This is a genomic window from Mycolicibacter sinensis (assembly GCF_001667945.1).
In the GTDB taxonomy this organism is placed as follows: Bacteria; Actinomycetota; Actinomycetes; order Mycobacteriales; family Mycobacteriaceae; genus Mycobacterium; species Mycobacterium sinense_B.
Genome location: NZ_LZJK01000166.1, coordinates 46,450 through 65,554 on the forward strand (window position 1 = coordinate 46,450; position 19,105 = coordinate 65,554).

Below are 19,105 nucleotides of genomic sequence, written 5' to 3' on the forward strand. Positions count from 1 at the left end.
AGATCCTGCCCTACGGGCTAGCTCAGCGCAGGTGGTCGACCAAGCTGCCGCCGTCGCCGAACAGCTTGCGCTGCCAGTGTTCCAGCAGCGCTGTGGTGTCCACGTCGTCGGGGTGAAAGCCGGGCTTGAGGTAGCGCAGCAGGTCGCGTAACAGCCCCTTGAAGAACGGGCCACGCAGCAGCGCACGGCTTTCGGCCAGCAGGCGAACCGGATGGCGGCGGGCCACCGGGTCGCGGGCGATCGAGATCGCCACTGCCAGCAGGGTGGCCGGAACCGTGGTGGCGATCAGGAATGCCATCACCACGATCCGAATGGGCTCGGTGCCGCCGACGGCGCGGTAGACGTCGAACGCCACCGATTTGTGCTCGAGTTCCTCCAGCGCATGCCAATTCAGCAGGTTCCACACCTCCGGTGTGCCCGGAATGGCCTGGATCTCCGCACTGGACAGGATCCGTTCGGCCAATACCGCGGTGTAGTGCTCAGCGCCGGCGGTCATGGCCAGGTGCACCCGCGGTGACATGCGTTGCTCGCGCCGACATTGCCGCTCCCGCATGGATTTCGAGTCCCGCCACGCGATCGGGTAGCCGCGATTGATGAGTTCGGCGTTGAGCCGGCGATGTTCCTGGCCGTGGGTGGACTCCTGGCCGATGAACCCCGCGGCCCGGCGCCGCAGCCGCGGGTCGGTGATCTGGTCGGTGACCCGGCGCACCGACCGGATGAACGACTCTTCGCCGGGCGGGAAGCTGCCCGACAGCTCGGCGAGGAAATGGCTGAGCACCATGTTGTCGTCGGCGAAATAGCGGCCGCTGGGCGCCTGAAACCGGAAACGGATGCGCCGGGTGGTCAGCTGGTTGTCATGCACCACATCTCCAATGCTCGCCGCTACCAAGCGTTTTCCAGGTTCCCATGCTGGGTGATCCAGGCGTGCATCACGATCCCGGCGGCGACGCCGACGTTGATGCTGCGGGTCGAACCGAACTGGGCGATCGACACCAGCACATCGGCTCCGGCACGCATCTCGTCGCTGATGCCGGGGCCTTCCCGGCCGAACACCAGTAGGCAGTCGGCCGGCAATACGGTCTGTTCCAGGCGCGCCGCCCCGGCGACGTTGTCCACCGCGACGACGGTCAGGCCGTGCTGCGCGGCGAAGTCCAGCAGTCCGGCCACGTCGTCGTGGTGGTGCAGCCGCTGGTAGCGGTCGGTGACCATGGCGCCGCGCCGATTCCAGCGCCGCCGGCCGACGATGTGCACGGTTTGTACCGCAAACGCGTTGGCGGTGCGCACTACCGAGCCGATGTTGGCGTCATGCCCGAAGTTCTCGATCGCCACGTGCAGCGCGTGCCGGCGCCGGTCGATGTCGGCGATGATCGCCTCACGGGTCCAGTAGCGGTAGGCGTCGACGACGTTGCGGTGGTCGCCGTCGCGCAGCAGCTCCGGGTCGTAGCGCGGGTCGGCGGGCGGCTCACCCGGCCACGGCCCGACGCCGTTGGCCGGCGGGAACCACTCGGTGGGGCCCGGCGGTTCAGCGAGGCTCGACGAAGGAGAGGCGAAGCTGGGACCGCCGCACGAATCACGTTCGGTCACGAGGTGGTCCACACCGCGGCGTGGGTGCCCACCACCGACACCGAGGCGTAGAGCAGCGCAGCGTTGATCTCCCCGTGCGTGCACAGCGACGTCGGGACGTGCACCGCCTTGAGCGACGCCTCGGGCAGGATCAGCACCGACGAGCCGTAGGCGAGGCAGTCCGGGCCCAGCCCGGACATCGGCGTGGCCGGCCCGGCGATCAGCATCAACGGCCCACCGCGGGCCTCCGCGTCGTCCCGGTACTGCCCGGCGAGCGCGTCGGCGGTGAGACTGAGCACCATATATCCGTTGCCGGAGAACGCTTTCGGATCACCGAGGGCGGCCGGAGCCAGCGGCACACCGTCGGTGCGATAGGCCGCCACGCCCTGGACGGTGAGCGCCAGGCCGGTGTCGTAGGGGTTCACCGGCGGCAGTCCCACCGGGAACGCCGCAGCATAGGCCACCGTGGTGTCCTTGATCCGGTCGGCTGGGGAGTAGGCGTAGATCCCGCGCACCGCGCTGCGTTCCTTCAACGGGCCCAGGCACACCGTTCCGTCCAACCGCTCGGGGTCGCGGTCCGACAGCGGTGCCGGCGTCAGCTGCCCCAGCACATCGCAGCTGCCCAGTCCCGTCGCTTCGACGGGGTGCGCCGGGGTGCCGTAGATCCCGAACCGCAGCTCTGTGGCTGCGGCGTGCGGCGCGTCACCGTCGGCGAGGCGACCCTTGACGTCGATCAGCACGTGGTCGACTTCCCAGCGCAGGTTGGTCAGCGTCATCTCCCAGCCCAGCAGGGTAAGCGCCTCCCCGATCCGGGCGCCCTGGGCGCCGTAGGGGCCGGGCGTGCCGGGACCCGAGCAGGCCGTCGCAGCGGCGACGGCCAGCGCCAGCAACGCCGCGATCAGTGTCCGCACAACCGCGCTCAGCCCAGTCCCAGCTCGGCCAGGCCGAGCACGCTGCGGTACGGCACGCCCTCGGCCTCGATGGCTTCGGCCGCTCCGGTGGCCCGGTCCACCACGGTGGCCACGCCGACGACCTGGCCGCCGGCTTCCCGCACCGCCCGCACCGCGGTCAGCGCGGAGCCGCCGGTGGTGCTGGTGTCCTCCACCACCAGAACCGGCCGGCCGGCCACCTCAGCGCCTTCGATAAGGCGTTGCATGCCATGGGTTTTCACCGATTTGCGCACCACGAAGGCGTCGATCGGCCGGCCTGGGGCGTGCATGACGGCCGTGGCCACCGGGTCTGCACCCAGAGTCAAGCCGCCGACGGCGACGTAGTCCCAGTCGTCGGTGAGCTGGCGGACCAGCCGGCCGATCAGGGCCCCGGCCCGATGGTGCAACGTGGAGCGGCGCAGGTCGACGTAGTAGTCGGCCTCGGCACCCGAGGACAGCGTCACGCGGCCGTGCACGACCGACAGCTCGCGTACCAACGCGGCCAGCTCGTCGCGTTCGCCGTTGTCAAGTGCGCCCACGGCCCCGCCCGAAGGTGTTGGTCAGCGTCCGCGACAGGCCACGCGGAATCAGCCGGCTGACCGTGGTGATCGCCTTGTACTGCAAGCCCGGAACGCTGATGACCTCGCCGCGGGCGATGTCGGCCAGGCTGGCCGCGACGACGTCGTCGACCTCCATCCACAGAAACGACGGCAGGGTGGCCATGTCGATGCCGGCGCGTTCGTGGAACTCGGTGTGCACGTAACCCGGGCAGACCACGTGGATGCCCACGCCGGTGCCGTTGAGTCCGCCGGCCAGCCCCTCGGTGAACGACACCACCCAGGCTTTGGACGCCGAGTACGTCGAGCCGCGCCCCGACAGCAGGCCGGCGACACTGGCCACGTTGATGACGGTGCCGGTGCCGGCGTCGACCATCGCCGGCAGCGCAGCCCGGGTCAGCTGCATCACCGCGGTGACGTTGACATCCAGCTGGGCCTGCAGCAGGGCGGGGTCGGCGGTCCAGAATTCCCCGGAGGTGCCGAAGCCGGCGTTGTTCACCAGCACCCGCACGCCGGCGCTCAACCGGTCGGCGACCTTGGCGCGGCCGTCGGCGTCGGCCAGGTCGGCGGGCAGCACCTCGACCTCACAACCGTGGCCGGCCCGCAGTTCGGCGGCCAGCACTTCGAGTCGTTCGGCGTCGCGGGCCACCAGGACCAGGTCATAGCCGTCGGCGGCGTAGCGACGCGCATAGCCGGCGCCCAACCCGGAGCTAGGTCCGGTGACCAGGGCCGTGGGTCGTGACATGACCGACAGCGTAGCGAAGTCGGTTGTCAGCGTTGATAGTGCGCGGTCTGCCGCCCGTTGCGGCCCGGGGCCGGGGCGTGCAGCATGCCCTCATCGCGGGCCGTACGGCGCCGCCGCGGTTCGGCGGCGGTGTTGCCCATCGGCGGGGCGGCCGCCCGGGACGGAGACGGCACCTGATCGGCTGCACCGTCCTCCGGTGATTCCGCCACACTGCCCGAACCCAGCGGGCGGCTGGGCTGCCCATTGCGCCGGGCCGCCGGCTTGGCGGGGGCGGCGGCTTCGGCCGGTTGGCGCCGCGGCGTCGGCGGCAACACCCGCAGCAGGTCGTTGAATTGCCGAACGCTGCGCAGGCCCTCGTCCCACTGGGCGCGGGTGCTGGTGATGGGCATGCTCACCAGGGTCCAGTTCGCCTCGTTCCACATGATCTCCGCGCAGTCCGGGGCGGTGTGGGCGAAGGTGACCATCCGGCGGTCGCAGGCGCGGCGCGCCGCGTCGAGGTTGGTGGAGTAGACCATCCGCGGGCCGATCGCCCCGAGCAGCCAGATGTCGTTCTCCCGCGGTTCTTTGAGGCCCTTGAGCCGCACGTCGACGACGACGTTGGTGCTGACCTTGCGGTGCAGCGCGATCACCGTGGCGACTTCGTCCAGGTCGAAGATGTAGACCGCCTCGCCGCGGATCTGGCCCAGCACCACGTTGCGGACGGGCGCGTCGCCCACCGTCGACATCACGCCGCGTTTCCAGCGCCGCAGGATCTCGGTGGATTCCGGTTCGAAGTCGAAGCCCTGCGACCGGGCCCAGGACTTGCGGCGCCGGCTGCGGCGGCGGCGCTGGTCGATGTCCACGTACAGCAACACGCCCGCGCCGACGAAACACAGCGCGGACAGCGTGAACCAGAGCGGGACCATTGTGCCTAGCGTATCTGCTGTCGGGCCGGAAGCGAGAACCCTTGCTGGTCACAACCGTGCATCAGCACGATTCCAAGAGGTCAACGTCACAGTTCGACGGCGTTGGAACCGCCGAAGATGGTGGTCCCGTTGCCGCTCGGGCTGTAGGAGATGTAAACCGGCTGCTGGGCGAACGGGAAGTTGCCGGTGTTCATGAAGGCGCCGGCGCCACCGACCACAGTCGGACTCTGGGCCGACGGATCCGACGAATTGACGGTGTAGGAGTACAGCAGCGTCTGACCGTCATCGGTATAAACCTGCACAGTCGTTCCGTTGGGCAAGGCTCCTTGGAGCGTCGGCACGACGCCCGCCTGATCAAGCACTAACTTCGGCATGGTGCCGTACACACCACCCGAGTCGACGACTGCGGTTACGTGCTGGGCGGGTGCGCCGTTGATGCTGACCTCGAGCTCCGTGTACGGCGACCCCTGGACTGCAGTTCCACCGGTCAAGGGGTTGTCCCCGAACACCAACTGACCATTGGCCTGATCAATCAACAGACCCTTACCCAGATCCCCCGGTAGCGCCGCCGTGGGGATGCTGTCGGGGGTCGGGCCGAGCGCGTTGGGTCCGACCCCCAGCACGCCGACGACGTTGGCCGGCCCGAGGTAGTCCTGGATGGACCACGGGCCGAAGAGGTTGAAGTTCGCCGGGAACGCGAAGAGCACGGCGTCGACCGTGCTGTCGGCGGTGACATGGTCCCCGGCGGCGTCGGTGAAGGTGACCGTGGTGGGCAGCTCGACATAGAAGTAGTCCAGGGAACCGCCGAACTGGCCGATGTTGAAGCCGGTGGGCAGGCCGGTGATGCCGGTCCACGGGATGTCCCAGATCGGCATGACCAGGCCGGCGGCGCCGGTGTCGACGAGAAGGGGTTCCGCCGTCCCGCCGCCCACCGAAACGTTCACCACCGGTTCGGTGCTGGCGTTGACCGTCAGCGGGACGGTGAAGGTGTCCGGGGTGACGGCGTCCGGGCTGGACGCGACGGCGCTGCCGACCGTGCCGGCATCGGCGGCCCCGCCGAACAGCCACTGCTCGAGGTCGTTGATCGGGGTGGCGACCAGGTTCTGGTACCAGCCGTCGAACAGGGAGTCCAGCGACGCCAGCGCCGAACCCGGGTCGGTGTCGGCGGCGATGCCGGGATCGACCGCGCTGAGCGTGTCGATGAGCGGCTGGAACAGATCATCGAAGTCGGCGTGCGCCGCCGGCGCAGGCGTTTCCAGCGCGAGGAACGCCCCGACCGCCGCAGTCGCACCTACTAGCTGCCGACGACGAACTGCCATCTCCGGAACCTTCCCCACGCCAGGCCGATCGCGTCACGCTAACCCACGCATGGGCGTAGAGCACCAGGGGATTTACCCAAGAAACGGCCAAAAATCGCTGGGCCGCTATGGCCCTTACGGTTCGATGGGGGTGCCACCGATGATGGTCTGTCCACCGTTCACGAGGTAGTTGATGTAGACCGGCTGCTGTCCGAACAGCCAGTTGCCGGTGTTCATGCTGTTGCCACTGATCACTGTCGGGCTGCGCACCTCGTCCGCCTGGGAACCCACCGTGTACTGGTACAACAGCGTCTTACCGTCCGCGGTATAGACGGAGATTTCCGTCCCGTTGGGCAGGGTTCCATTGGCGGTCGGGGCAACGCCGGCAGCGTTGAGCACCGAGGACGGCATCGTCCCGTACACCCCGCCGGAATCGATCACCGCGTCGACTTTGGTGAGCGGCCCGTCGTTGAGCTGCACCCTCAGCTCGGACCAGGGCGCGCCGGGAATCACGGTGCCGCCCTCCAACGGGTTGTCCCCGAAGATCAACTGCTTGTTCGCCTGGTCGATCAGCACGCCGTGGCCCAGGGTGCCCGGCAGGTCGGCGGTCGGAATGTGGTCGGGAGTGGGCCCGAGCGCGTTGGGCCCGATCCCCAAGACCCCGGTGGAGGAGCCGGCCAGGTAGTCGTAAATGGACCACGCGCCAAAGGGATTGAGGTCCGCCGGGAACGCGAAGAGCACCGCATCCACGGTGGTGTCCGCGGTGAGGGTGTCGCCATTCGCACCGGTGAAGGTGACCGTGGTGGGCAGTTCCATATAGAAGTAGTTCAGTGCACCACCGAACTGGCCGATGTTGAACCCGGTCGGCAGGCCGGTGATGCCGAAGGGGTTGATGTTCCAGATCGGGATCACCAGCCCGGCCGCGCCGGTGTCGACCAGAACGTCTGTCTGCGCGCCGCCGCCCACCGAGACGCTGACCACCGGCTGAGTAGTGAGGTTGACCTCCATCGGGACGGTGAAGCTGTCCGGGAGGTTGGTGCTATCTGCATCGTAGGCGACCGCGCTACCCGCGAGGTCCGGACCGAACAACCAGGGCGCGATCCCGTGCAGCGGGGTGTAGACGAGGTCCTGGTACCAGCCGTTGAGCAGGGTGTCCAGGGACGCCAGCGCCGCGCCCGGGTCGGTGTCGGCCGCGATGCCGGGATCGACCATGCTGAACGCATCCACGAAGGGCGCGAACAGGTCGTCCCACTCGGCATTCGCGGTGGGCGCGGCGGCAAGCGGGGCCGTCCCCACCACCAGGAATGCCCCTACCGCACTGACGGCCCCGACCAGGCGATGACGACGACCCGACATGAGGCCCCCTCCGAATTAGCGACGGATTTCGAAATAACCGGACTTTCTCAGCGACCGTTAGGGTAACTCATCCTGTTTGCGACCGCATCCGTAAGCACAGCTCGGCAGACGCAAAGGTTCCCCCGCCCGGGGCGGGGGAACCTTTGCGTTGCTCGGCCGGTCAGCCCAGGATCAGCGACTCGCCGTCCGGGCTGACGTTGACCGGCACGGTGTCACCGTCGTGCACCTCACCGGCCAGCAGCAGCTTGGCCAACTGGTCACCGATGGCCTGCTGGATCAGCCGGCGCAGCGGCCGCGCCCCGTAAATCGGGTCGAACCCGCGATGCGCCAGCCACTTCTTGGCCGGCAGCGACACTTCCAGCTGCAGCCGGCGCTGCGCCAGGCGCTTGCCCAGCTGCGCCAACTGGATGTCGACGATCTGCACCAGCTCCTCGGGGTTGAGGCCTTCGAAGATCAGCACGTCGTCGAGCCGGTTGATGAACTCCGGCTTGAACGCCGCGCGCACCGCGGCCATCACCTGCTCGTCGCTGCCCCCCGATCCCAGGTTGGAGGTCAGGATCAAGATGGTGTTGCGGAAGTCGACGGTGCGGCCCTGGCCGTCGGTGAGCCGGCCTTCGTCGAGCACCTGCAGCAGCACGTCGAACACGTCCGGGTGCGCCTTTTCGACCTCGTCGAAGAGCACCACCGTGTAGGGCCGGCGGCGCACCGCCTCGGTCAGCTGACCGCCCTGGTCGTAGCCGATGTAGCCGGGGGGCGCCCCGACCAGCCGGGCCACCGAGTGCTTCTCGCCGTACTCGCTCATGTCGATGCGCACCATTGCCCGTTCGTCGTCGAACAGGAAGTCGGCCAGCGCCTTGGCCAGCTCGGTCTTGCCCACACCGGTGGGCCCGAGGAACAGGAACGACCCGGTCGGCCGGTTGGGGTCGGCGACCCCGGCCCGCGACCGGCGCACTGCATCGGAGACCGCCTGCACCGGCTTGCGCTGCCCGACCACACGCTTGCCGAGCTCGTCCTCCATGCGCAGCAGCTTGGCGGTCTCACCTTCCAGCAGCCGCCCGGCGGGGATGCCGGTCCAGGCGCTCACCACGTCGGCGATGTCGTCGGGGCCGACCTCTTCCTTGAGCATGACCTGCTCGCGGGCCTCGGCCTTGGGCAGCGCCGCCTCGAGCTTCTTCTCCACCTCGGGGATGCGCCCGTAGCGCAGCTCGGCGGCCTTGGCCAGGTCGCCGTCACGCTCGGCCCGGTCGGATTCCCCACGCAGGGTTTCCAGCTGTTCCTTGAGTTCCCGCACGATGTCGATGGCGTTCTTCTCGTTCTGCCACCGGGCCGTCAGCTCCGCCAGCTTCTCCTTGTGGTCGGCCAGCTCGGCGCGCAGCTTCTCCAGCCGGTCCTTCGACGCCGGGTCCTCTTCCTTGCTCAGCGCCATCTCTTCGATCTCCAGCCGGCGCACCAGCCGTTCCACCTCGTCGATCTCGACGGGCCGGGAGTCGATCTCCATCCTCAAGCGCGAGGCGGCCTCGTCGACCAGGTCGATGGCCTTGTCCGGCAGGAACCGGGCGGTGATGTAGCGGTCGCTCAAGGTGGCCGCCGCGACCAGCGCGGAGTCGGTGATCCGCACCCCGTGGTGCACCTCGTAGCGGTCCTTCAGGCCCCGCAGGATGCCGATGGTGTCCTCGGCTGAGGGTTCGCCGACGTAGACCTGCTGGAAACGACGCTCCAGCGCGGCGTCCTTCTCGATGTACTTGCGGTACTCCTCGAGCGTGGTGGCGCCGACCAGCCGCAGTTCACCGCGGGCCAGCATCGGCTTGATCATGTTGCCGGCGTCCATCGCGCCCTCGCCGGTGGCGCCGGCGCCGACGATGGTGTGCAGCTCGTCGATGAAGGTGATGATCTGCCCGGCAGAGTTCTTGATCTCGTCGAGGACGGCCTTGAGGCGTTCCTCGAACTCGCCGCGGTACTTGGCACCGGCCACCATCGAACCCAAATCCAGGGCGACAACGGTCTTGTCGCGCAGGCTGTCCGGGACGTCGCCGGCGACGACGCGCTGGGCCAAGCCCTCCACGATCGCGGTCTTGCCGACGCCGGGCTCACCGATGAGCACCGGGTTGTTCTTGGTGCGCCGGCTCAAAACCTGTACGACGCGCCGGATCTCGGTGTCGCGCCCGATCACCGGGTCGAGCTTGCCTTCGCGGGCGCGCGCGGTCAGGTCGGTGGAGTACTTCTCCAACGCCTGGTAACTGGCCTCCGGGTCGGGGTTGGTGACCCGGGCGCTACCGCGCACCTTGGTGAACGCTTCGCGCAATGCCTGCGGCGAGGCGCCGTGGCCGGTGAGCAGCTTGGCGACGTCGGAGTCGCCGGTGGCCAGACCGACCATCAGGTGCTCGGTGGAGACGTACTCGTCGTCCATTTCGGTGGCCAGCTGCTGGGCGACGGTGATCGCGGCCAGCGATTCGCGGGACAGCTGCGGTTGCGCGCTGGCGCCGCTGGCCTGCGGCAGCCCGTCCAGCAGGCGCTGGTTCTCGGTGCGGATCGTCGCCGGGTTCACCCCGACCGCCTCCAGCAGCGGCGCGGCGATCCCGTCGTTCTGGGTCAAGAGGGCCTGCAGCAGGTGCGCGGGCCGGATTTCGGGGTTGCCGGCGGCGGTGGCCGCCTGCAAAGCCGCGGTCAGGGCCGCTTGGGTCTTGGTGGTCGGGTTGAACGAGTCCACGACACCTCCATTCGGGGTTCGAGCGGGCGCCAGAAGGGCCCGGTAAAAATGCTTGTCGGGTTGTTCAACGCCGTCAAGGTTGAGTCTGTTCCGCTCAGGTCTGGGTTTCTTTTCGCCGACTGTGCGGTTTCGTACCCGACACGCGGTGAGGGGCGTATCAAACGGCACTTTGGGAACGGGCGGAACCCTCGGGGCTGCGAACGGTCAGTGCTCGATACGTTCGGTGACTTGGCAGAGCTCCCCGGCCTCCGGGACAGCGCCCGGGCAAACAGATCCCCGCCGATCGCCTACTGCTGCGGGGAGGACCCGGTTGCGAAGCTGCTACGGCACGCGGAGCGAATGCGCCGCATGTTCTGCCTCGACGGTGATCCCGTGCTTGGCGCCTGTTCGCGGCAACCGACGAAGTCGGTCTCGATTCCTCGGGTGCAATATTGGCTGGCACGGTCGTGCACCTCAACATCCTGCCCGGCCGCGTCGACGACTAGCTGGCCCTGGCAAAACGCGCGCACTCAGTGGCTTGATGCCGAGCCCGAGGCACTCAAGGCGATTTTTCGCATGACCCGATGTCGGCCCGCGGGCGCGTCCAGAGGTAGAGGCCGAGCCATACCCCGTAGCCGAGCGCCATCCCGGCATACATCACCGCCGGGTCGGTTTGGCCGTGCACGCTCAGATAGAGCACGACACCGGCCAACAGCGCCGGCAGCACCGCCGCGCGGCGCCGCATCGCGAACGCACCGGCGACGAGCACGACCGACACGATGAGCAACACGGGGCTGATCCGGTGCACCCCATCAAGCGCCTCGGCGAACCAGCCGCGGGATTCACCGGCGCCGTGTGCGGCGTGTCCCATGCCGGCCGCGGCCGACGCCCCGGCGCCGAGTGCCACCAGGATCGCCGGCAGACAGCACCCCAGGGTGCAGACCAGCGCCGCAGCCACTCCGGCGAGCCCGAACCGACGCCCCGCGGTGGGCATCCGGGCTCGACGCCGATCGGGACAGTGTGCCGTGTCTGACATATTCGCCTTCCGCAGTGTCCTTGCAAACCTATACCCCGTATAGGTACCAAGCAAGACGCGGCCGGCAGGACGCGGCCGGTTCGTCGGATACCGTGCTGTGGTGACGACCGGCCTGGGTTCGCTGTGGACCGCCCTGATTCCGCTCGCGCTGGTGGTGGCCATCTCCCCGATCACCGTGATTCCGGCGGTGCTGGTGCTACACACCCCCCGTCCGCGCGAGACCGGGCTGGCGTTCCTGCTCGGTTGGCTGGCCGGGCTGGCCGCACTCACCGCGGCCTTCGTGGCGGGGTCGGGCCTGCTCGGGGGACTGCACAAAACACCGCCCACGTGGGCGTCATGGCTGCGGATCGCCGTGGGGGCGGCCCTGGTCTCCTTCGGCATCTACCGCTGGGCAATTCGACACCGGCATAGCGAGATGCCCGGTTGGATGCGCGCTTTCACCGCCTTCTCCCCGCTGCGCGCCGGTCTGACGGCCGCGGCGCTGGCCGTGGTGCGACCCGAGGTCCTGTTCATGTGCGCGGCGGCGGGCCTGGCCATCGGAAGTGCCGGGCTGGGCCCAGCGAGCAGCTGGAACGCGGCCACGTTCTTCGTCGCTGTCGCTGCCTCCACGGTGGTGGTTCCGATTCTGGGCTACCTGGCCGCCAGCCGCCGACTCGATCCAGCGTTGAATCGGCTGAAGGAATGGATGGAACAGCAGCACGGCGCCCTGTTCGCCGCCGTGCTGATCCTCATCGGTGCGATGGTGACCTACAACGGGATTCACGCGCTCTAGCGGAAACCGTGGTCACGACGGCCGCCACGCGGCGAAGCCGTTCACTGGCGCGTTGACGCAGCTCACGGCGGCCAGCCGAGGCCGTGTGCCAACTGTGGCAATCAACGCGTCCGCGCCGGCGTCGGCGCCGCCGGCCCTAAAATCGCGACCGTGGGCCTAGACGACCGTGACGCGCTGCAGGTGTTGCGCGCCGCGTTCGCCGCCCCCGACCGCGCCGACGGTTTCATCGCCCGCCTGTTCGCCCGCTGGTTCGGCACCAACCCGTCGACCCGCGACCTGTTCCCGGCCGACCTATCCGGCATCCGCGCGGCGTTCGCTCAGGCCATGAGCTGGGTGTATGGCGAGCTGGTCGCCCAGCGTGCCCAGGAGCCGGTCTCGTTTCTGGCGCAACTGGGCCGAGACCACCGTAAATATGGTGTGACGCAACAACATTACGACACCATGGGCCGCGTGCTCGACGCCGCGTTGCGCGACGAGCTGGCAGATGCCTGGACCCCCGCGGTCGACGACGCCGCCCGACAGTCGCTGAACCTGATCATCGGGGTGATGGGCGGTGCCGCCGACGCCGAAGACGGCCCGGCCTGGTGGGACGGTACCGTCGTCGAACACCTCCGGGTCTCGCGCGACCTGGCCGTCGTCCGAATCCAGCTGGACCACCCGTTGCCCTACTACCCGGGCCAATACGTCAAAGTCGAAGTGCCGCAGTGCCCACGCTCGTGGCGCTACCTCTCGCCGGCGATGCCCACCGACCAGACCGGCGCGATCGAGTTCCACGTGCGCGGGGTCCCGGGCGGATTGGTCAGCACCGCGATCGTCAACGAGACCAGGCCCGGTGACCGCTGGCGCCTGTCGAGCCCGCACGGCGGCCTGCACGTCGACCGCGACGCTGGCGATGTGCTGATGGTGGCGGGCAGCACCGGCCTGGCGCCGCTGCGAGCGATCATCATGGACCTGACCCGGTGGGCGGAGAACCCGCGCGTGCACCTGTTCTTCGGCGGCCGGTACCCCTGCGAGCTCTACGACCTCCCCACGCTGTGGCAGATCGCGGCGCACAACCCGTGGTTGTCGGTGACGCCGGTCTCGGAGTACCCGCGCGACCCGCACTGGGCCGCCGACTACCCCGATGTGACGCCGCCGCGGGGCCTGCACGTGCGGCAGACCGGGCACCTGCCGGACGTGGTCACACGCTACGGCAGCTGGAGCGATCGTCAGATCCTGATCTGCGGCGGCCCGCAGATGACGCGGGCCACCGAAGCTGCTCTGCTGGCCAAAGGCGCTCCCGCGCAACGTATTCAACATGACCCACTGTCGGAGTGAGATGTGACCGAATTCGAAACCTGCACCCTGGTTGATCCGTCATCGGATCTGTCCGCAACGTTTGTCCCGGGTGCCGGCATGATCGGCACCTCACTGTTTGACGGCGGCGCGGAGTTACTCGGCCAACGCCGGGGACTGCAGGCCTACATCTGCGATCACAAGACCATGGGCATCCCGCTGCTGTACCCGTGGGCGAACCGGTTGAGCGGCATGCAGTACCGCGTCGGGGACACCGACGTCACGCTGGCGCCGGGTACCGGCGGGGTGCACACCGACGAGCACGGCTCCCCGATCCACGGCACGCTCGCGGGGGACCCCGGGTGGCGGGTGACCGAGCAATCGGCGTCGACGTTGGCCGCCGAACTCGACTTCGGGTCACGGCCGGACTTGTTGGCGTCCTTTCCGTTCCCGCACCTGTTGAGCTTGGCCGTCACCCTGAGAGACCGCACGCTGACCGTGCGGGCCACGGTCAGCGCCACCACCGGCGCGGCGGTGCCGATGTGCTTCGGGTTCCATCCCTATCTGCAGCTGCCGGGGGTGCCAAGAGATCAGTGGCGCATCGAGACGCCGGCGATGCGCGCCCGGCTCGTCGACGCCCGCGGTATCCCCACCGGGGCAAGCAAGCCGCACCCGACCTCCAGCGAGCTGCTGGGCGAGCGGGTATTCGACGACGGTTTCGATCAGGTACCGGCCGGCGCGGTGTTCGCGGTCAGCGGCGGCGGCCGACGCATCGAGGTGCACTTCGACAGCGGGTATCCGGCGGCGCAGCTCTTCGCCCCGGCCACCGAGGACGTGATCTGCTTCGAGCCGATGGCCGCGCCCACCGATGCCTTGCGCCGCGGCGGTTATCGGCTGGCCCGTTTGGGACAGCCCGGCCTAGCCCAGTTCTCCATCCGGGTCCGTTGACTCTGCGCCTACAGCGCAAAAGTGCGAGTAGGGCACGCCGTGGACGCAGAGTCAACGGGGGAAGCTACGGCTTGCGCGGCTGCCAGACCACCACGGCGGTGCTCTTGGGCACCACCGCGAGTTCGCGACGCTGGTTGGCGCGCAACATCTCCAGCTCGGCCGCCATCTCCTTGACCCGCGACTGCAGCGCCTCGACTTGGTTGGTCAGCTCGATGATCCGTTTGATGCCGGCGAGGTTGACGCCCTCGTCGTGCGAGAGCCGCTGCACCTCACGCAGCATGTCGACGTCGCGCTCGGAGTAGCGGCGTCCGCCGCCGGAGCTGCGTTGCGGACTGACCAGACCGATCCGGTCGTAGGTGCGCAGCGTCTGCGCGTGCATACCGGCCAGCTCGGCGGCCACCGAGATCAAGAACGTGCGCGAGTTCTCCGATTTACTCATGACCGGTTGCCCGCCCATCCAGCCCTCGGGTCGAAACCGCTGGACCGCTCCGCTGCCGCATACGCCTCGAGTGCCTCCTGCGCAGGCCCCTCCAGGTTCGGCGGGACCGCGACCTTCACCTTGACCAGCAGGTCACCGTGGCCGCCGCCGCGCTTGGGCACACCGCGCCCGCGCACCCGCAGAATCCGGCCGTCGGCGGTTCCCTTGGGCACCCGTACCCCGACCTTGCCGTCCAGCGTCGGCACCGACAGCGTGGTACCCAGAGCGAGTTCGGAGAAACTGACCGGGATGGTGACGGTCAGGTCGTCGCCGTCGCGGCCGAAGACCTTGTCCGGGCGCACCCGCACCGTCACGTACAGGTCGCCCGACGGCGCGCCCCGCAGCCCCGCCTCGCCTTGGCCGGCCAGCCGAATCCGTTGGCCGTCTTCGACTCCCGGGGGAATCCGCACGTTGATGGTGCGGGTCCTCGCCGCCCGCCCGGTTCCTTTGCACTCGGCGCACGGGTGCTCGATGATCGACCCGCTGCCGCGGCAGTCGGTACACGGCTCGGAGAAGCCGAACGCGCCCTGGTTGCTGCTGATCACCCCGGATCCGTTGCAGGTCGCGCAGACTTTGGGGCTGGTGCCGGGCCGGGCGCCGCTGCCATGGCAGTTGGTGCACGGTGCGGCGCTGGTGAGCCGCAGCGGCATCTCCACGCCCTTGGTGGCCTCGATGAAACTCAGCTCGGAGTCGGTCTCCAGGTCGTTTCCGCGCCGCGGCCGACTGGGCCGCTGCTGCGCGCCGCGGCCGAACAGCCCCCCGAACAGGTCACCGATGTTGGCCCCGCCGGTCTGGCCGGCGGCACCGAACAGGTCGTTGAGGTTGAACTCGCTGCCATCGCCGCCGGTGGTGAACCGATCGAAGTTGCCCCCGCCGAAACCACCGCCGTTGAACCGCCGCCCGAACCCGCCGCCGGCGAACAGCCGCCGGGTCTCGTCGTACTCCTTGCGCTTGGACTCATCCGAGAGCACGCTGTAGGCCTCGGACACCGCCTTGAACCGCTCCGCGGCGGCCGGGTTGTTGGGGTTGCGGTCCGGATGCAGCTCAGCCGCCAACTTGCGGTAGGCGCTCTTGATCTCTTTCTCGGAGGCGCTGGAGGCGACGCCCAACTCCTTGTAGAAGTCCTTCTCGACCCATTCACGCTGAGCCATGACGCGTCACCTCCTTACCTGATCAATTGTCGTCGCCGGCGTCTTCGCCGTCGGCTTCTACTTCTGCTTCGGCTTCGGCTTCGGCACTGTCGTCACGGTCGGGGACGGTGTCGACTACCCCGACCATCGCGTGGCGCAGCACCTGGTCGCCGAGTTTGTAACCCTGCCGCAGGACGGTGCCGATCACCGAATGGGTCCCGTCCCCCTCATGTTGGACGGCCTCGTGCAACTGCGGGTCGAACTCTTCGCCTTCGGCGCCGAACGCCGCCAGACCCAACCCACTGAGCACGCCGGTCAGCTTGTCCGCCAACGCTTTCAGCGGCCCCGATTCCAGGTCGCCGTGACTACGGGCCCGGTCGAGGTCATCGAGGATCCCGAGCAGCTCGGTCACCACCGCTGCCTTGGCCCGGTCGGCGACGCCCTGTTGGTCGCGCAACGCCCGCTTACGGTAGTTGGCGAAGTCCGCCTGTACGCGCTGCAGGTCGGCGGTGAGCTCCGCAACCTGGTCGACCTCGCCGGCTTGGGAGTCGTCGGCGGCCGGTTCCGCCGGCGCCGGCCCGCTTGGGGCCGGCCCGGCGGAACTCGCGCGCACCTCACCGGTTTCGGGATCGATCCGCCGCTTGTCGGTCACGGTGATCGTCTCCGGAGACGGCTCGCGTGAATTGCCTTCGCTCACTTGGTCTCTCCGTCATCGACTACTTCGGCGTCCACAACGTCGTCAGCACCCGCGGACGCACCGCCTTCGGCCCCGGCGGCGGCCTGCTCGGCCTGAGTGGCCTCGTAGATCGCCTGACCCAGCGCCTGCGACTCGACACCCAGCTTCTCCATCGCGGACTTGATGGCGCCGATGTCGGTGCCCTCCAGCGCTTTCTTGGCGTCGCCGATCGCGGCGTCGACCTTGGCCAGGGTGTCCTCGGGGACCTTCGAACCACCTTCGGCTTCGCGCTGCTCCTTGACGAACTTCTCCGTCTGGTAGACCAGCGACTCCGCCTGGTTGCGGACGTCGGCCTCTTCGCGACGCCTGCGGTCCTCGTCGGCGTGCGCCTCGGCGTCCTTGATCATCCGGTCGATCTCCTCCTGGGACAGGCCGGAGCCTTCCTGGATCTTGATCGTGTTCTCCTTGCCGGTGCCCTTGTCCTTGGCGGTGACGTGCACGATGCCGTTGGCGTCGATGTCGAAGGTGACCTCGATCTGCGGGACACCGCGCGGGGCCGGCGGAATACCGGTCAGCTCGAAGGAGCCGAGCAGCTTGTTGTGCGAGGCGATCTCGCGCTCACCCTGGTAGACCTGGATCTGCACCGACGGCTGGTTGTCGTCGGCAGTGGTGAAGGTCTCGCTGCGCTTGGTCGGGATGGTGGTGTTGCGCTCGATCAGCTTGGTCATGACGCCGCCCTTGGTCTCAATACCGAGCGACAGCGGGGTGACGTCAAGCAGCAGAACGTCTTTCACCTCACCCTTGAGCACACCGGCTTGAAGTGCGGCGCCCACGGCGACAACTTCATCGGGGTTGACGCCCTTGTTGGGCTCCTGGCCGCCGGTCAGCTCCTTGACCAGGTCGGTCACCGCGGGCATCCGGGTGGAACCACCCACCAACACCACGTGGTCGATCTCTGACACCGAGATACCGGCGTCCTTGATCACCGACTGGAACGGCTTGCGGGTGCGGTCCAGCAGGTCCTGGGTGATGCGCTGGAACTCCGAGCGGGTCAGCTGCTCATCGAGGAACAGCGGGTTCTTGTCGGCGTCGACGGTGATGTAGGGCAGGTTGATCGACGTGCTCTGCGAGCTCGACAGCTCGATCTTGGCCTTCTCGGCCGCTTCGCGCAGCCGCTGCATCGCCATCTTGTCCTTGGTCAGGTCGATACCCGAGGTGCCCTTGAACTTGTCGACCAGCCAGTCGACGACCCGGTCGTCCCAGTCGTCGCCACCGAGGTGGTTGTCACCGGAGGTGGCCCGGACCTCGACGACGCCCTCGCCGATCTCCAGCAGCGAGACGTCGAAGGTGCCGCCACCGAGGTCGAAGACCAGGATGGTCTGCTCCTTCTGGCCCTTGTCCAGACCGTAGGCCAGTGCGGCCGCGGTGGGCTCGTTGACGATGCGCAGCACGTTCATGCCCGCGATCTGGCCGGCCTCCTTGGTGGCCTGCCGCTGGGCGTCGTTGAAGTAGGCGGGCACGGTGATGACCGCGTCGGTGATGTCCTCACCGAGGTAGGCCTCCGCGTCGCGCTTGAGCTTCATCAGCACCCGGGCACTGATCTCCTGCGCGGTGTAGTCCTTGCCGTCGACCTCGACTTTCCAGTCGGTGCCCATGTGGCGCTTGACCGAGCGGATGGTGCGGTCGACGTTGGTGACCGCCTGGTTCTTGGCGGGCTGGCCGACCAGCACCTCGCCGTTGCGGGCGAACGCAACGACCGACGGGGTGGTGCGCGAGCCCTCCGAGTTGGCTACGACGACGGGATCGCCGCCCTCCAGCACCGAGACGCAAGAGTTGGTGGTCCCGAGGTCGATTCCGACCGCACGAGCCATTGTGGTTTCCTCCCTGGTAGACGATTCCCTAGTCTGAGCGGACTGCGCTCAAGGATGCGCTTGCCGCAGCCCCGCTGTCAACTCAGACTTGAGTGCTTGTGACTCAAGTTGTCGAAGGGGTCAACGAGCCGGCTTCTGAGTTTGTTCCCGTTCCGGCCATCGGTTATCCGGTGGCGCCGGGCTATCTGGTGCGAAAATGCTTCCACGCCATTTTCCCGACCCGTGTCGAGGAGGCAATCGTGTGAACACGCCCCCGAAGCGGCGAAGATTCCGATCGTTTGCCGGCCGACTCTGGCTTCCTGTCACCGTCCTGGCCGTGATCGCGTTCGTCGCTTTGGGGGTGAGCCGGGTCCAGGGCATGTCCCAGGCGATCAGCCACCCCCCGGCCGCCGGTTCCATTCCGGCCACGGTGGTGCAGATCAACCCGAAAACGATCACCTATGAGGTGTTCGGCTCCCTCGGCAGTGGCGGCAGGGTCGTCTACGCCGACCTTGACGGTGCCCCGATCGAGGTTGCCCTGACCTCGCTGCCGTGGTCGCATTCGGAGACGACGACCTCACCGTCGGCCTCGTTGAGTCTGGTCACCCAGGTCGACGGTGACTCCGTGGGCTGCCGCATCCGCGTCGACGGCCGGGTGCGCGACGAGCGGTCGGTCGCCCACCATGCTGCCGCGGCGGCCTGCACCCAGAACAGCACGATCGGGATGGCCAGCTTGCGCAGCAGCCGCGCGGAGCGCGGACGCCGGGCCGGTTCGTCGGCCGGTGCTTCGGCGTCGGACTCCTCGGCGCTCATGCCGCAGTCACGGTGCAGGCCGCCGCGGCAGCATGGTGGGCGACCGACCGCTCGTCGCGCACCCGGCCGTCGACGCGGATGCGGCTTC

18 protein-coding genes and 1 pseudogene are annotated in these 19,105 nt (G+C 68.5%); 5 read left to right on the forward strand and 14 right to left on the reverse strand.

The features are described 5' to 3' along the window. Positions 1-22: 22 nt before the first annotated feature. The 10 genes from A5694_RS21945 to A5694_RS21990 form a co-directional block, all read right to left on the reverse strand. On the reverse strand, positions 23-865 hold the full coding sequence (locus tag A5694_RS21945) for a metal-dependent hydrolase (protein ID WP_082952803.1): 843 nt from the start codon (positions 863-865) through the stop codon (positions 23-25). A gap of 17 nt (positions 866-882) precedes the next feature. Then, entirely contained in the window at positions 883-1,584 is a 702-nt protein-coding gene (locus A5694_RS21950) for a TrmH family RNA methyltransferase (RefSeq protein WP_064924426.1), read from the reverse strand. After that, positions 1,581-2,474 (reverse strand): hypothetical protein, encoded by an 894-nt coding sequence (locus A5694_RS21955; RefSeq protein WP_064924405.1) that lies wholly within the window; start codon positions 2,472-2,474, stop codon positions 1,581-1,583. The genes A5694_RS21950 and A5694_RS21955 overlap by 4 nt, the downstream gene beginning before the upstream one ends. Positions 2,475-2,482: 8 nt before the next feature. Then, positions 2,483-3,031, reverse strand: coding sequence for an orotate phosphoribosyltransferase (gene pyrE / locus A5694_RS21960; RefSeq protein ID WP_064924406.1), 549 nt, complete (start codon positions 3,029-3,031; stop codon positions 2,483-2,485). Further along, a complete protein-coding gene (locus A5694_RS21965; RefSeq protein ID WP_064924407.1) occupies positions 3,018-3,794 on the reverse strand; it encodes an SDR family NAD(P)-dependent oxidoreductase in 777 nt (258 codons plus the stop codon). Before A5694_RS21965 ends, pyrE begins: the two co-directional genes overlap by 14 nt. Positions 3,795-3,820: 26 nt before the next feature. After that, complete coding sequence (ttfA, locus tag A5694_RS21970; RefSeq protein ID WP_064924408.1) at positions 3,821-4,699, reverse strand: trehalose monomycolate transport factor TtfA; 879 nt, start codon at positions 4,697-4,699, stop codon at positions 3,821-3,823. Positions 4,700-4,785: 86 nt separating this feature from the next. Further along, the gene (locus A5694_RS21975) at positions 4,786-6,018 is read right to left on the reverse strand and encodes a PecA family PE domain-processing aspartic protease (protein WP_064924409.1); all 1,233 of its coding nucleotides are present in this window, start codon (positions 6,016-6,018) and stop codon (positions 4,786-4,788) included. A gap of 114 nt (positions 6,019-6,132) precedes the next feature. After that, positions 6,133-7,353 carry a PecA family PE domain-processing aspartic protease gene (locus A5694_RS21980; protein ID WP_064924410.1) on the reverse strand — a complete coding sequence of 407 codons (1,221 nt, stop codon included), beginning with the start codon at positions 7,351-7,353 and terminating at the stop codon, positions 6,133-6,135. A gap of 160 nt (positions 7,354-7,513) precedes the next feature. Then, entirely contained in the window at positions 7,514-10,060 is a 2,547-nt protein-coding gene (gene clpB, locus A5694_RS21985; RefSeq protein WP_064924411.1) for an ATP-dependent chaperone ClpB, read from the reverse strand. A gap of 538 nt (positions 10,061-10,598) precedes the next feature. After that, a complete protein-coding gene (locus tag A5694_RS21990) occupies positions 10,599-11,033 on the reverse strand; it encodes a hypothetical protein (RefSeq protein WP_064924412.1) in 435 nt (144 codons plus the stop codon). A gap of 142 nt (positions 11,034-11,175) precedes the next feature. Here A5694_RS21990 and A5694_RS21995 point away from each other — a divergent pair, with 142 nt between their 5' ends. The 3 genes from A5694_RS21995 (at position 11,176) to A5694_RS22005 (ending at position 14,070) form a co-directional block, all read left to right on the forward strand. Beyond that, positions 11,176-11,847 carry a GAP family protein gene (locus A5694_RS21995; protein WP_064924427.1) on the forward strand — a complete coding sequence of 224 codons (672 nt, stop codon included), beginning with the start codon at positions 11,176-11,178 and terminating at the stop codon, positions 11,845-11,847. A 150-nt stretch (positions 11,848-11,997) separates the two neighbouring features. Continuing rightward, a complete protein-coding gene (locus tag A5694_RS22000; RefSeq protein ID WP_064924413.1) occupies positions 11,998-13,164 on the forward strand; it encodes an FAD-binding oxidoreductase in 1,167 nt (388 codons plus the stop codon). 3 nt (positions 13,165-13,167) lie between these two features. After that, complete coding sequence (locus A5694_RS22005; protein ID WP_064924414.1) at positions 13,168-14,070, forward strand: aldose 1-epimerase; 903 nt, start codon at positions 13,168-13,170, stop codon at positions 14,068-14,070. Between the two features lie 64 nt (positions 14,071-14,134). On the opposite strand, the gene A5694_RS22010 is transcribed toward A5694_RS22005, so the two are convergent. The 4 genes from A5694_RS22010 to dnaK are packed head-to-tail and all read right to left on the reverse strand — an operon-like array spanning position 14,135 to position 18,225. Further along, entirely contained in the window at positions 14,135-14,509 is a 375-nt protein-coding gene (locus A5694_RS22010) for a heat shock protein transcriptional repressor HspR (protein ID WP_064924428.1), read from the reverse strand. Further along, positions 14,506-15,699 carry a molecular chaperone DnaJ gene (dnaJ, locus tag A5694_RS22015; protein WP_064924415.1) on the reverse strand — a complete coding sequence of 398 codons (1,194 nt, stop codon included), beginning with the start codon at positions 15,697-15,699 and terminating at the stop codon, positions 14,506-14,508. Before dnaJ ends, A5694_RS22010 begins: the two co-directional genes overlap by 4 nt. A gap of 22 nt (positions 15,700-15,721) precedes the next feature. After that, the gene (gene grpE, locus A5694_RS22020) at positions 15,722-16,375 is read right to left on the reverse strand and encodes a nucleotide exchange factor GrpE (RefSeq protein ID WP_064924416.1); all 654 of its coding nucleotides are present in this window, start codon (positions 16,373-16,375) and stop codon (positions 15,722-15,724) included. Next, positions 16,372-18,225 (reverse strand): molecular chaperone DnaK, encoded by a 1,854-nt coding sequence (dnaK, locus tag A5694_RS22025; protein ID WP_064924417.1) that lies wholly within the window; start codon positions 18,223-18,225, stop codon positions 16,372-16,374. The genes grpE and dnaK overlap by 4 nt, the downstream gene beginning before the upstream one ends. A 98-nt stretch (positions 18,226-18,323) precedes the next feature. Between dnaK and A5694_RS24240 the strand changes: the two genes are divergently transcribed. Together A5694_RS24240 and A5694_RS22030 are read left to right on the forward strand one after the other, a co-directional pair. Continuing rightward, a complete protein-coding gene (locus A5694_RS24240; RefSeq protein WP_165604303.1) occupies positions 18,324-18,470 on the forward strand; it encodes a hypothetical protein in 147 nt (48 codons plus the stop codon). Next, positions 18,422-18,910, forward strand: a pseudogene (locus A5694_RS22030) (MmpS family transport accessory protein); the annotation flags it as partial. The gene A5694_RS24240 and the pseudogene A5694_RS22030, both read left to right, overlap by 49 nt. Positions 18,911-19,105 lie beyond the last annotated feature (195 nt).

Bases quoted from the DNA above. Each gene is read 5' to 3' on its own strand.
- A5694_RS21965 (WP_064924407.1), bottom strand. From the start codon at position 3,794: ATGTCACGACCCACGGCCCTGGTCACCGGACCTAGCTCCGGGTTGGGC.
- ttfA (WP_064924408.1), bottom strand. From the start codon at position 4,699: ATGGTCCCGCTCTGGTTCACGCTGTCCGCGCTGTGTTTCGTCGGCGCG.
- A5694_RS21975 (WP_064924409.1), bottom strand. From the start codon at position 6,018: ATGGCAGTTCGTCGTCGGCAGCTAGTAGGTGCGACTGCGGCGGTCGGG.
- A5694_RS21980 (WP_064924410.1), bottom strand. From the start codon at position 7,353: ATGTCGGGTCGTCGTCATCGCCTGGTCGGGGCCGTCAGTGCGGTAGGG.
- A5694_RS21990 (WP_064924412.1), bottom strand. From the start codon at position 11,033: ATGCCCACCGCGGGGCGTCGGTTCGGGCTCGCCGGAGTGGCTGCGGCG.
- A5694_RS22010 (WP_064924428.1), bottom strand. From the start codon at position 14,509: ATGAGTAAATCGGAGAACTCGCGCACGTTCTTGATCTCGGTGGCCGCC.
- dnaJ (WP_064924415.1), bottom strand. From the start codon at position 15,699: ATGGCTCAGCGTGAATGGGTCGAGAAGGACTTCTACAAGGAGTTGGGC.
- dnaK (WP_064924417.1), bottom strand. From the start codon at position 18,225: ATGGCTCGTGCGGTCGGAATCGACCTCGGGACCACCAACTCTTGCGTC.